Genomic DNA, 12842 nt, shown 5'->3' with positions numbered 1-12842 from the left:
GCCGTCGGGGCCCGCCGCGGCCGGATCTGCCACTGGTGACCCCATCCGCCTCGCCTCCTGCTACCTCTTGTCCCTGCCGGTGGGCTGGTCGGCCCCCAGCGCCGCGACGAAGGCCTCCTGGGGCACGTCCACGCGGCCGATGGCCTTCATGCGCTTCTTGCCCTCCTTCTGCTTCTCCAGCAGCTTGCGCTTGCGGGAGATGTCCCCGCCGTAGCACTTGGCGAGCATGTCCTTGCGCAGGGCGCGGATGGTCTCGCGGGCGATAATGCGCGTGCCGATAGCCGCCTGGACGGGCACCTCGAACTGCTGGCGCGGAATGAGCTCCTTGAGGCGCTTGGTCATCATGACCCCGTAGGAGTAGGCGGCGTCCTTGTGGACAATGGCGCTGAAGGCGTCCACCTTGTCCCCGTTGAGGAGGATGTCGACCTTGACCAGGTTCGCGCTCTGCTCGCCGTCCATCTCGTAGTCCAGGGAGGCGTACCCGCGGGTGCGCGACTTCAGGGCGTCGAAGAAGTCGAAGACGATCTCCGCCAGCGGCAGCGTGTAGTGCATCTCCACGCGGGCCTCGGACAGGTAGTCCATGCCCTTCATGGTGCCACGCCGCGACTGGCACAGCTCCATGACGGTGCCCACGTACTCGGCCGGGGTGAGGATCGTGGCCTGCACGACCGGCTCGCGCACGTCCAGGACCTTGCCCTCGGGGAACTCGCTAGGGTTGGTCACCGTGTGAGAGCTGCGGTCCTCCATGGTGACCTCGTAGACCACGGAGGGGGCGGTGGAGATGATGTCGAGCCCGAACTCGCGCTCCAGGCGCTCGCGGATGATCTCCAGGTGCAGCAGCCCCAGGTAGCCGCAGCGGAAGCCGAAGCCGAGCGCCACCGAGGTCTCCGGCTCGTAGGTCAGGGCGGCGTCGTTGAGCTTGAGCTTGTCCAGGGCGTCGCGCAGGGCCGGGAAGTCGGACCCGTCAACGGGGAACAGGCCGGAGAAGACCATGGGCTTGGGGTCCTGGTAGCCGGCCAGGGGCTCGACGGCGGGGGCGGCGGCCGTGGTGACGGTGTCGCCGACCTTGGACTGGCGCACGTCCTTGACCCCGGTGATGAGGTAGCCGACCTCGCCGGCGCCCAGGCCCCGGGTGGGCGCCGGCTCGGGACTGATGACGCCGATCTCCAGCAGGTCGTGGACGGCCCCGGTGGACAGCATCTCAATGCGCTCGCGGGGGCGCAGGGCGCCGTCGACGACCCGCACGTAGGTGACCACGCCCCGGTAGCTGTCGTAGACGGAGTCGAAGATCATGGCGCGGGCGGCGCCGCCGGTCTCGCCCGCGGGCGCCGGGACGGCCTCGACGATCCGGTCGAGCAGCTCGGGGACGCCCTGGCCGGTCTTGCCGGAGACACGCAGGACCTCCTCCTCGCCGCAGCCGATGAGGGAGGCGATCTCCTCGGCGTGCCGCTCGGGCTCGGCGGCGGGCAGGTCGATCTTGTTCAGCACCGGGATAATGGTCAGGTCCCCTTCGATGGCCATGTAGAGGTTGGCCAGGGTCTGGGCCTGGATGCCCTGGGCGGCGTCAACGAGCAGGACGGCGCCCTCGCAGGCGGCGAGCGACCGGTTGACCTCGTAGGAGAAGTCCACGTGCCCGGGGGTGTCGATCATGTTGAGGGCGTAGGCGCGCACGACGCCGTCGGGGCCGGTGACGGCCCAGGGCATGCGCACGGCCTGGGACTTGATGGTGATGCCGCGCTCGCGCTCAATGTCCATGCGGTCCAGGTACTGGGCGCGCATGTCGCGGGGGGCGACGACGCCGGTGGCCTGGAGCATGCGGTCGGCCAGGGTGGACTTGCCGTGGTCGATGTGCGCGATAATGCAGAAGTTGCGCAGCCGCGCCTGCTCGGTCGCGGCGGGCTGGACGGCGCTCATCTGCTCTGGCGTGGGGATCGGTGACACGTGAATCGGTTCCTGGCTCTTCCTCAAGGGGCGTGGGTCTGGGCACAAGTCTCCCACGAGGGCGCCTCCGGACCCCAGCCCGGTGCAGGGGCGGGCCTGTGAGGTGGATCGGGCGGCTCCGCCCGGCCGCGGCCGCAGTGCCCGGGCCTCCGTCCCCCACGGCATCGGCCTGCCGGACCGGGTCCCCTCCCCCGGGGGCTGCGCCGGCCCACTGCGCGGTGGGCGCCGTCGGCCGGGACGCGACTTGCGCCGGGCGCGGCCCGTCCCTACCGTCCCAGGGGTGACGACAACGCTTCCGGGCTCCGCCCCCACCGCCAGCCGTGCCCCCAGCGGTCCACTGGGACCCGACGCCCCCGGCTACACCGCTCCCGCCCCCGGCGAGGACGTACCGCGCGAGACGATCCTGCCGGCCTTCTTCGGGCGCTTCGGCGGCCAGGAGGTCCCCGACTTCCTCCTGCCCGCCCTCGACGAGCTCGAGGCCGCCTTCGTGGAGGCCGTCGCCGATCCGGCCTTCCGCGCCGAGCTCGACGAGCTGCGCGCCACCTACCTGGGCCGCCCCACCCCCGTCTACGAGTGCCGCAACCTGCCCCTGGGCGGCGGCGCCCGGATCCTGCTCAAGCGCGAGGACCTGGTCCACGGCGGCGCCCACAAGGGGAACAACACCCTGGGGCAGGCCCTCCTGGCCCGCCGCATGGGCAAGAGGCGCCTCATCGCCGAGACCGGCGCCGGCCAGCACGGCACCGCCACCGCCATGGTGGCGGCCCTGCTGGGCATGGAGTGCACCATCTACATGGGCGCCCACGACGTCGCCCGTCAGCGCCCCAACGTGGAGCGCATGGAGCTCCTGGGCGCGTCCGTGGTGCCCGTGACCCAGGGAGCGGCGGGTCTCAAGGACGCCATCGACGTGGCCCTGGGACGGTGGTGCGAGCAGCTGGACGACACCTTCTACGTGCTGGGGTCGGCCACCGGTCCGCACCCCTTCCCCACGATCGTGCGCTACTTCCAGTCCGTCATCTCCGAGGAGTCCCGCCGACAGGTCGCCGAGCGGGCGGGCCGCCTGCCCGACGCCGTCGTGGCCGCCGTGGGAGGCGGGAGCAACGCCATCGGCGCGTTCGCCGCCTACCTGGGAGACGCCGACGTGGCCCTGGTGGGCGTCGAGCCGGCCGGCAGGGGCCTGGACACGCCCTTCCACGGCGCCCCCATCTGCGCGGGGCGCACCGGGGTCCTGCACGGGACCCGCTCCTACGTCATGCTCTCCGACGACGGCGAGGTCCTGCCCTCCCACTCGGTCTCGGCCGGCCTGGACTACCCCTCGGTGGGCCCCGAGCACGCACACCTGGCCGACACGGGCCGGGCGACCTACGTGGGGATCACGGACGCGGAGGCGGTCGAGGCCTTCGGACTTCTCAGCCGCCACGAGGGCATCATCCCCGCCATGGAGTCCTCCCACGCCGTCGCCCAGGCCCTGAAGATGGCCCGCGAGCACCGCGAGCGCGCCGGGGCCGACGACGGGCCCCTCATCCTGGTCAACCTCTCGGGCCGCGGGGACAAGGACGTGGACGAGGTGCGCGAGCACCTGGGCTGAGGGTCTGCGGACAGGACTCTGATCCGGCCGGATCAGGAGACGCGCAGGAGACCACGGGCCTCGGTGCAGCGCCGTTCCCGGTTCTGCAACCGTTCTGCGCCCTCTTGGTCGTCCTGGCCGTCTCGTCCGTCTCATATGCGGACCGCATGATTTGGCCGCGCACGCGCCAGGCGCTACCCTCGGCCTCGTGACAGCGCTCCGCACCTTCCAGTGGTGGTGGCTCCCCGATGGGCGAGCCACCGGCGCCGCGTGAGCGGAACACGAACGACAGAGCTCGCCATCAGGCGGGCTCTTCGCGTATCCGGAGGCGGGTCCTGGTGGCACCGACAGGAAGGCACCCCATGGCCCCCTCCCCACCGACAGCACCGACGGTGCTGACGCGCCCGGTGCGCTACCACGGCGACGGCGGGCTGCTGCTCGCCCGCCTCGCCCGCGCCGGTCTCATCGCCACGACCGACGGCGCCCCCGGCGGGCCCCGCCCCGTGGACGCCGTCCTGCTGGAGAGCGCCGATGTCGCCACCAAGACCTCGCGCACCACCGTCGCCGTCCTGGAGGCCTCCACCCGGCTGACCTGCACCGGGGACGCCGTCGTCGTCGAGGCCCTGCCCCGGGCCGCCGCTGACGGCCGGGCCGCCCTGGCCCGCCTGCGCGAGGAGCTGGGCGAGTACGTCACCTCCGACGCCCCCGCATCCCCGGAGGGCCCGGCGGCCCTCACGCTGACGATCCCCGCCGCGCCCGACGACGGCTCCCTGGAGGAGCGCGCCCGCCTGACCGCCCGCTCCACCATTGAGCCCCTGCGGATCCTGGCGGGCGCCGAGGTGGACCACCCCCACCTGCCGCTGGTGGCCGGCGTCGTCGCCTTCGACTACCTGGCGACCTTCGAGACCCTGCCTGAGGTGGCGATGGGGGACAACACCTGCCCCGACTACCTCTTCTACGACGCCCGCATCATCCTGGTCATCGATCACCCCACGCGCGAGGCGACCCTCGTGGGCTCCTCCGTGGACGCCGCGGGCCTCGCGACCCGCCTGGACGCGATCGCCGCCGCCATCGACGGCCCCGGGGCAGCCGGGAGCGGCAGCCCGGCCGGCTCTTCCGCGAGCGCGCCGGGCGCCGTCGTGCACGCCGTGCCCACCCACTCCGACGCCGACTACGCGGCCGTCGTCGAGAACCTGAAGGGGGCGATCGCCGCCGGAGAGGTCTACCAGGTGGTGCCCGCCCGCGGCTTCACCCTGCCCTGCCCCGACGCCCTGGCCGCCTACCGCCGGCTGCGCGAGACCAACCCCAGCCCCTACATGTTCTATGTCGGCGCCCCGGGCTTCGAGCTGCTGGGCGCCTCCCCCGAGTCGGCCCTGCTGCACTCAGCGGCCACCGGGCGGGTCGCCATCCGCCCCATCGCCGGCACCCGGCCGCGCGGCCTGAACCGCGACGGCAGCCTCGACCACGAACGGGACGTCCGCCTGGAGCTGGAGCTGCGCACCGACGCCAAGGAGGTCGCCGAGCACGTCATGCTGGTGGACCTGGCCCGCAACGACGTCGCCCGGGTGAGCGCGCCCGGCACCCGCCGGGTCGGCGACCTGCTGCGCGTGGACCGCTACAGCCGCGTCATGCACCTGGTCTCCGAGGTCTCCGGGCAGCTCGACCCCGACCTGGACGCGCTGGACGCCTTCCGGGCCTCCATGACCATGGGCACCCTCACCGGCGCCCCCAAGCTGCGCGCGGCCGAGCTCATCCGCGCCGCCGAGGGGGTGCGCCGGGGCTCCTACGGCGGAAGCGTCGGCTACATCCGCGGCGACGGCGAGCTCGACACCTGCATCGTCATCCGCTCCGCCTTCGTGTCGGGCGGCCGGGCCCTCGTGCAGGCGGGGGCCGGCGTCGTCGCGGACTCCGTGCCCGCCATGGAGGCCGCCGAGACCGTTCACAAGGCCGGCGCGGTGCTCGCCGCCGTCGCCGCCGCCCAGGACGCCGCGCTCGTCATCGACTCCGAGGCGGCCGGGGCCGGTGCCGGTGAGGAGGCCTGAGATGCGCGTCATCCTGCTCGACAACCGCGACTCCTTCGTCTACAACCTCGTCGACCAGCTCGCCGTGCTCGGCGCCGGCATCGAGGTCTACCGCAACACGGTGCCCGCCGCCAGGGTGCTGGGCGCCCTGGAGCCCACGCGGGCCGAGGCGGGCCGAGGCGAGCGTCCCGTCCTGTGCCTGTCGCCCGGGCCCGGACACCCGCGCGCCAGCGGCTGCCTGATGGAGCTGGTGGCGGCGGCGCTGGCCGGCCCCATCCCCGCGCTCGGCATCTGCCTGGGGTTCCAGGCGATCGTCGAGGCCTGCGGGGGCGCCGTGGGCCGGGTAGGCCCGGTCCACGGCCGGTCGGTGCGCGTGGAGGTCACCGCCGCCGGGCGCGCCGACGCCGCCTTCGCCGTCCTGGCCGGCGGTCCCCTGGACGTCGCCCGCTACCACTCCCTGGGCGCCCGCGAGCTGCCGCCGCCGCTGACCTGCCTGGCCCGCACCATCGAGGCCGACGGCGCGGGCGTCGTCATGGCCGCCCGCCACGCCACCGCCCCGGTGGTCGGGCTGCAGTTCCACCCCGAGTCGGTGCTCACCCCCTACGGGCCGGACATCCTGCGCTCGCTCGCCGGCGAGCTCGCCGGCGCCCGGTCTGCCTGAGCCCAGCGGCGCAGGCCCCACCACCTGTCACGGACCACCCACCAGCCACGAGGAGAAAGAACAGATATGGCCCCCGCACCCGCCGAGAACAACGCCATGCATACCGGGAGCGCCGCAAGCCCTGCGGGCGCCCCCGTCGCCGACTCCGAGGACGCGCACCGCCTGCTGCGCGCCGTCATCCAGGGCGAGCGGCTGACCCAGGACGAGACCGGCGTCGTCTTCGCCGCCCTGGGCGCCGGAGACCTGTCCGAGGCCGAGACCGCCGCCCTCCTGGCCGCCCTGCACTCGCGCGGGGAGACCGCCGACGAGGTCGCCGGGGCGGCCAGCGCCTTCCGGCGCGCCGCCCGCCCCTTCCCCGAGGTGACCTTCCCGCTGGTCGACGTCGTGGGGACCGGCGGCGACGGGGCGGGCACCATCAACATCTCCACCGCCGCCGGGATCGTGGCGGCCTCCATGGGGATCTCGGTGGCCAAGCACGGCAACCGGGCCGTGTCCTCGCGGACGGGGGCCGCCGACGTCGTCGCCGCGCTCGGCCTGCCCCTGAACCTGAGCCCGCAGGAGGCGGTGGAGATCCTGGCCCGCGACCACTTCGTCTTCCTGTTCGCCCAGGCCTACCACCCGGCCATGAGGCATGTGGCGCCGATCCGCAGGGCGCTGGCCACTCCCACGATCTTCAACGTGCTGGGTCCCCTGCTCAACCCCGCCCACCTGACCTACCAGCTCATGGGCGTGTGGGACCCGGGCATGCTCGACATGATCGCCGAGGCCATGGTGCGCCTGGGGCGCAAGCGGGCCCTCGTCGTGCACGGCTCGGGCACCGACGAGATCGCCGTGCACGGCCCGACCCGGGTGCGCGAGGCGACCCCGCGGGGCGTCAAGGCCTACGAGGTCACCCCCGAGGAGCTGGGGGTGCGCCGCTGGGAGCTGTCCGACGTGCTCGGCGGGGAGCCGGCCGAGAACGCCCGCCTGCTGCGGGAGGTCTTCGCCGGGCGGGGCGAGCCCGCCCACCGCGACGCGATCGCCGTCAACGCCGGCGCCCTGCTGTACCTGGCCGGACCGGCCGACAACCTGGCCGACGGCGCCCGCATGGCCCTGGACCAGCTGGCCGTCGGGCGGGTGGCCGAGCACCTGGAGTCCATGGCCAAGAGCGGCGCCGCCAGTCCGGCAGCCGCCGACGGCGCCGGGGAGCAGGCCCGATGAGCGGCGCCGTGGCCGCCGTCTCCGACTCCTCCGCGGACGGGCGCCCCGAGCGCCGCAGGATCGACGAGCGCCTCATTGTGTCGGGTACGGTCCTGGACTCCATCGTCCGGGCCCGCCGCGGGCGCATCCCCGAGCTGCGGGAGCGCTTCGGCCGCCTGCGGGAGGCGGACCTGCCCCGCTCCCGGCGCTCCTTCGCGGGCGCCCTGCGCACCCGCTCGGGCGCGGGCGCCACCCCCCGGCCGGCCCTGGTCATGGAGTGCAAGTCGGCCTCGCCCTCGCGCGGGACGCTGCGCGCCGACTACGACCCGGCGGCGCTGGCGCGCGCCTACGCCCCGTGGGCCTCGGCCGTCTCGGTGCTGACCGAGCCGGACCGCTTCAACGGGTCCTTCGACGACCTGGCCGCGGTGCGCTCCGCGGTGGACGTGCCGGTGCTGTGCAAGGACTTCATCGTGGACCCCGTCCAGGTGCTGGCCGCCCGCTCGCTGGGCGCGGACGCGATCCTGCTCATGCTCTCCGTGGTGCCCGACGACGTCTACGCCGAGCTGGCCGCGCTCGCCCACCGGCTGGGCATGGAGGTCCTCACCGAGGTCTCCGCCCCCGAGGAGATGCACCGGGCCGCGTCCCTGGGCGCCGCCGTCATCGGCATCAACAACCGCGACCTGCGTACGCTGGCCACCGACATCTCCCGCACCGAGGAGTACGCGCCCCTGGCTCCACCCGGGGTGGTCCTGGTGGGGGAGTCGGGCGTGGAGAGGGCCGACGACGTGCGCCGCCTGGCCGGGCTGGTCGATGCGCTGCTGGTCGGCTCAGCCCTGTCCAGCGCCCCGGACCCGACGGCGGCCGCCCGGGCGCTCGCCACCGCCGTGCCGGTGCCCGGCTGCTCCCCCGCCGCCGGGGCCGGGGGCGAGTCGCGCGAGCGCGCTGACAGCACTGGCAGCACTGACAGCACTGACAGCACTGACAGCACTGACGAGGCCGGCGGGGCCGACAGCGGGGGCCGTGCCCACCCGCGCCTGAGCGCCTACTTCGGCCCCTACGGCGGGCAGCTCGTGCCCGAGCTGCTCATTCCGGCCCTCGACCAGCTCGAGGACGCCTTCATCGAGGCGCGGGCCGACCCCGCCTTCGCCGCCGAGCTGGACGAGCTCCTCACCCGCTACCTGGGCCGGCCCACCCCCGTCACCGAGCTGCGCAACCTCCCCCGGCAGGGCAGGGCCCGCATCTTCCTCAAGCGCGAGGACCTGGTCCACGGCGGCGCCCACAAGGGCAACCAGGTGATGGGCCAGGCGCTCCTGGCCCGCCGCATGGGCAAGACCCGCATTATCGCCGAGACCGGCGCCGGCCAGCACGGCACCGCCACCGCCATGGTGTGCGCGCTGCTGGGCCTGGAGTGCACCATCTACATGGGGGCCACCGACGCGGTGCGCCAGGCCCCCAACGTCGAGCGCATGGAGCTCATGGGGGCGAGAGTCGTGCCGGTGGCCTCCGGCGCGGGCACCCTCAAGGACGCAGTCAACGAGGCGCTGCGCGACTGGACGGCCTCCTTCGCCACCACCCACTACCTGCTGGGCACGGCCGCGGGCCCCCACCCCTTCCCGACCATCGTCCACGAGTACCACCGGTGCATCTCCCGGGAGGCCCGCGCCCAGGTGCTCGCCCTGACCGGCCGCCTGCCCGACGAGGTCATCGCCTGCGTGGGCGGGGGCTCCAACGCCATCGGCATGTTCAGCGAGTTCATCGACGACGCCGAGGTGGGGCTGATCGGCGTGGAGCCCGCCGGGGAGGGCCTGGACACGCCCCGCAACGGCGCCCCCATCAGCAACGGCACCGTCGGCATCCTGCACGGGGCGCGCTCCTACCTCATGCGCACCCCCGACGGGCAGGTCGAGGAGTCCTTCTCGGTGTCCGCGGGCCTGGACTACCCGGGTGTGGGCCCGGAGCACGCCTGGCTGGCCGACACCGGGCGGGCCCGCTACGTGGGCGTCACCGATGACGAGGCCGTCGAGGCCTTCCAGCTGCTGAGCCGCTGGGAGGGCATCGTCCCGGCCCTGGAGTCTGCCCACGCCCTGGCCCAGGCCCTCACGATCGCCCGGGCCACCCCGCCGGGCGCGCCCGCGCCGCACCTGCTGGTGTGCCTGTCCGGGCGGGGCGACAAGGACCTGGATCAGGTCCGCATGCGCCTGGGCGGCTCGTTCACCTCCGACTCGGCGGTGGCGCGGGCCGCGGCCATGGTCGAGGAGATGGGCAAGCGCACCGAGTACCTGTCGTTGACCAGGCAGGAGGGCTGAGATGTCCCGCTACCCCGCAATGTTCGAGCGCCTGGCCGCCGCCGGCCGGGGCGCCTTCGTGCCCTTCGTCATGGTGGGCGACCCAACCCCGGCGCTGTCCGAGGCAGTCGTCGAGGCGCTCGTCGACGGCGGCGCCGACGCCCTGGAGCTGGGCATCCCCTTCTCCGACCCGGTCGCCGACGGCCCCACGATCCAGCGCGCCCACATCCGGGCGCTCGCGGCGGGCGCCGGCTTCGCCGCCTGCCTGGACGTGGTCTCCCGGATCCGCGGGCGCCACCCCGACCTGCCCATCGGCATGCTCATCTACGGCAACGTGCCCTTCTCCGTGGGGCTGGAGGAGTTCTACACCCGGTGCGCGGACGCGGGCATCGACTCGGTGCTGCTGCCCGACGTGCCGGTGCGCGAGTCGCCAGCCTTCTCCGCCGCGGCCGAGGCGGCCGGGATCGACGCGGTGTACATCGCCCCGCCGTCGGCCTCGGCCCGGACGCTGGACGCGGTGGCGGCCTCCTCGCGCGGCTACGTCTACGCGGTCTCACGCGTCGGCGTGACGGGCACCGAGCAGGTCTCCTCCACCGTCGGCCTGGCCGAGTCGGTGGCCCGCCTGCGCGCCGACGCGGCGGCCCCGGTCATGCTGGGCTTCGGCATCTCGCGGCCCGACCAGGTCGCCGAGGCGATCGCGGCCGGCGCCGACGGGGCGATCAGCGGCTCGGCGACCGTCAAGATCGTCGAGGCGCACGCCCCGGCGCTGCTCGCCGCACCCCCCGGCTCGCCGGTCCGCGACGCCGAGCTGGAGGCGATGACGGCCGGGCTGCGCGAGTTCGTGGCCGCGATGAGGGCTGCCGCCCTGCGCCCGGCCGACCGGTATGACCCGGCGTCGCACCCGAACCGATCCCGACGCGGAACTGGACCGATCCCGACGCGGAAGTGAACCGCTCTCGGTGTCAGGGGCGGGCGAGGACGTCGTCGAGGGTCACGACGCCGGTGCGCAGGGCCACCAGGACCAGCTGGACGCGGTCGCGCGCGCCGGTCTTGGCCAGCAGGTGCGAGATGTGGGTCTTGACCGTCGGCATGCTCAGCCACAGCCGGTCGCAGATCTCCTGGTTGGTCAGGCCCGCGGCGACCAGCCCCAGCACCTCCCGCTCGCGCCCGGTCAGGTCGGCGGGGAGCCGCTCGGGGGTCGGCTGCGCCTGCGCGGCGCCCGCCTCCCGGCCCCCGTCGGCGCGGCCCGAGCGCACGGCGGTCAGCAGGCGGCGGGTCGGCCCCGGCGAGATGACCGAGTCCCCGGCGTGCACGGTGCGCACCGCCTCGATGAGCCGCTTCGGCGGGGTGTTCTTGAGCAGGAACCCGGCCGCCCCGGCCTCGATGGCGCCCAGCACGTAGCCGTCGGTGTCGAAGGTGGTCAGGATGACGATGCGGCCCTGGGCCCCGGCCTCCACCAGGCGGCGGGTGGTCGCCAGGCCGTCCAGGCCGGGCATCTGGACGTCCAGGAGCAGTACGTCGACGGGGTCGGTCTCCGCCCGGCGCAGGGTCTCGTAGCCGTCGGTGGCCTGCCAGACGACCTCCATGCCCTCCTGGGCGCCCAGCAGCATGGCCAGCCCCGCGGTCAGCAGCGGCTCGTCGTCAGTCAGGCCGATGCGGATCACGTTCATGCGCTCACGCCACCCCTCGGCTCATGCCCACGGCCCGCTCTCGGGCGGCGTCCCGCGATGCCGGCACGGTCATGCGCACCCGCCAGCCGCCCGCGGGCGCGGGGCCGGCCTCCAGGTGCCCGCCGACGTCGGCGAGCCGCTCCGCCATGGTGGCCAGGCCCGCACCCTCGCGGCGCGATCCCACCGGCTCCTGGCAGCCCGCGGGCCGCCGGGCCCCGCCCGGGGCGCCGGCGTCCGTATTCTCCACAACGACGTCGAGGACCTCGCCCGCCTCCAGCGCCACGGCGGTCGGGGCCCCGGAGGCGTGCCGCATGATATTGGTCAGGGCCTCCTGGACGCAGCGGTAGACGGCCCGGCCGACCGCGGGGTCGACGTCGCCCGCCTGCGACAGCGACAGGCGCACCGGCAGGCCCGCGCGGCGGGCGCGGGCGACCAGGGCGGGCACCTCCTCCAGCCCGGGCGAGTCCGCGGGCTCAGAGGCCGGGACCGGCACGGGCCGGCTGTGCGGCCGCGGCGGCTGGGACGGCGCCGCGCCCGGACGGGCCGCAGGCGCGTCCGCGTCGCTGCCGGCAGGCGCGCGGTCCTCGTCGGCCCGCAGGACGTCGACCAGGGCGCGCACCTCGTCAGCGGCCCGACGGCTGGTCTCCCCGATGACCGCGAGCGCGGCGTCGGCCGCATCCGGATCCGAGGCCAGGACGGCCCGGGCCCCGGCGGCCTGCATGCCGGTCACCGACAGGGAGTGACCCAGCAGGTCGTGGACGTCGCGGGCGATGCGCTGGCGCTCCTGCGCCACGGCGAGCCGGCGCTCAGTGTCCTGCTGCGCCTGGAGGATCGCGGCCCGCTCCAGGGCCTGCTCGACCCGCTCGCGCGCCCGGCGCCGCGCGGCGCCGATGAGCGCCGCCACCGAGACCAGCGCCCACCCGGTGACGTTCGGTATGAGCATGCGGTTGACGAAGTCTCCCGCTACCCGGGGATCAATGATCGCGCCGGCACGGCAGGCGGCCGGCACCACGCCGACGTAGACCAGGGCGAGCAGGACAAGGCTCCAGGGCCTGCGCATGCGGCTCTGGGTCGTCTCGGCGGCGATCATGCAGGACACGATCGACAAGAGCGACACCTCGTCGGAGACGACCAGGTGACCGGTCAGTGCCGCCCCGATGGCGCAGACGGAGGCGACGGGGTGCAGGCGCCGCAGCGCGATCGCCGTGCAGCACACTGCGGTGATGCCGTAGAAGACGGCCACCGTCGCGGACCCGCTGAATCTCGATGCGCTGGGCGGATTCGATATGGAGAAGTACGCCAGGAGGGCGGCGAGGAGAAAGTCGGCCACGCCGGGGCGCCCCCGCCCGCCGGGCGACCGCCCGGATCGCTCGGCGGCGCGTGTAATGGTCAGCCTGCTCATGGCAGGACCGTATCGGCGGCCGGTCGGCCAGGGCGTCATACCCGGGTATGAGGGCGGCCCTCTCAAGGGGCGCGAGGTTCAGACCGCGGCCTGACGACCCGGCGCCCGGTCCGGGCGAG

Annotated in this window: 9 protein-coding genes; 6 read left to right on the top strand and 3 right to left on the bottom strand. The window is 74.5% G+C overall.

What is annotated here, in order from left to right:
• Nucleotides 1-60 precede the first annotated feature (60 nt).
• A complete protein-coding gene (gene lepA / locus AIF0345_RS07180; RefSeq protein WP_285297766.1) occupies nucleotides 61-1941 on the bottom strand; it encodes a translation elongation factor 4 in 1881 nt (626 codons plus the stop codon).
• A 280-nt stretch (nucleotides 1942-2221) separates the two neighbouring features.
• On the opposite strand from lepA, the gene trpB (AIF0345_RS07175) reads away from it, so the two are divergent.
• From trpB (AIF0345_RS07175) to trpA, 6 genes are all read left to right on the top strand, one after another.
• Nucleotides 2222-3526, top strand: a complete 1305-nt coding sequence (gene trpB, locus AIF0345_RS07175; RefSeq protein ID WP_404975988.1) for a tryptophan synthase subunit beta — start codon at nucleotides 2222-2224, stop codon at nucleotides 3524-3526.
• A gap of 341 nt (nucleotides 3527-3867) precedes the next feature.
• On the top strand, nucleotides 3868-5547 hold the full coding sequence (locus tag AIF0345_RS07170; RefSeq protein ID WP_043559195.1) for an anthranilate synthase component 1: 1680 nt from the start codon (nucleotides 3868-3870) through the stop codon (nucleotides 5545-5547).
• Between the two features lies 1 nt (nucleotide 5548).
• The gene (locus AIF0345_RS07165; protein ID WP_273166408.1) at nucleotides 5549-6187 is read left to right on the top strand and encodes an anthranilate synthase component II; all 639 of its coding nucleotides are present in this window, start codon (nucleotides 5549-5551) and stop codon (nucleotides 6185-6187) included.
• 66 nt (nucleotides 6188-6253) lie between these two features.
• Nucleotides 6254-7387, top strand: a complete 1134-nt coding sequence (trpD, locus tag AIF0345_RS07160) for an anthranilate phosphoribosyltransferase (RefSeq protein WP_404975987.1) — start codon at nucleotides 6254-6256, stop codon at nucleotides 7385-7387.
• Entirely contained in the window at nucleotides 7384-9672 is a 2289-nt protein-coding gene (gene trpB, locus AIF0345_RS07155; protein ID WP_285297765.1) for a tryptophan synthase subunit beta, read from the top strand. The genes trpD and trpB (AIF0345_RS07155) overlap by 4 nt, the downstream gene beginning before the upstream one ends.
• A 1-nt stretch (nucleotide 9673) precedes the next feature.
• Entirely contained in the window at nucleotides 9674-10600 is a 927-nt protein-coding gene (gene trpA / locus AIF0345_RS07150) for a tryptophan synthase subunit alpha (RefSeq protein WP_285297764.1), read from the top strand.
• A 13-nt stretch (nucleotides 10601-10613) separates the two neighbouring features.
• Here the strand turns inward: trpA and AIF0345_RS07145 are convergent, their stop codons facing one another.
• Together AIF0345_RS07145 and AIF0345_RS07140 are read right to left on the bottom strand one after the other, a co-directional pair.
• Nucleotides 10614-11315 carry a response regulator gene (locus AIF0345_RS07145; protein WP_404976006.1) on the bottom strand — a complete coding sequence of 234 codons (702 nt, stop codon included), beginning with the start codon at nucleotides 11313-11315 and terminating at the stop codon, nucleotides 10614-10616.
• A gap of 10 nt (nucleotides 11316-11325) precedes the next feature.
• Entirely contained in the window at nucleotides 11326-12723 is a 1398-nt protein-coding gene (locus AIF0345_RS07140) for a sensor histidine kinase (protein WP_285297763.1), read from the bottom strand.
• Nucleotides 12724-12842 lie beyond the last annotated feature (119 nt).

The organism is Actinomyces israelii (assembly GCF_030253495.1).
GTDB classification, from domain to species: domain Bacteria; phylum Actinomycetota; class Actinomycetes; order Actinomycetales; family Actinomycetaceae; genus Actinomyces; species Actinomyces israelii.
Note: the sequence above shows the minus strand (reverse complement) of the source record. Positions and strands in the feature narration are given on the sequence as shown.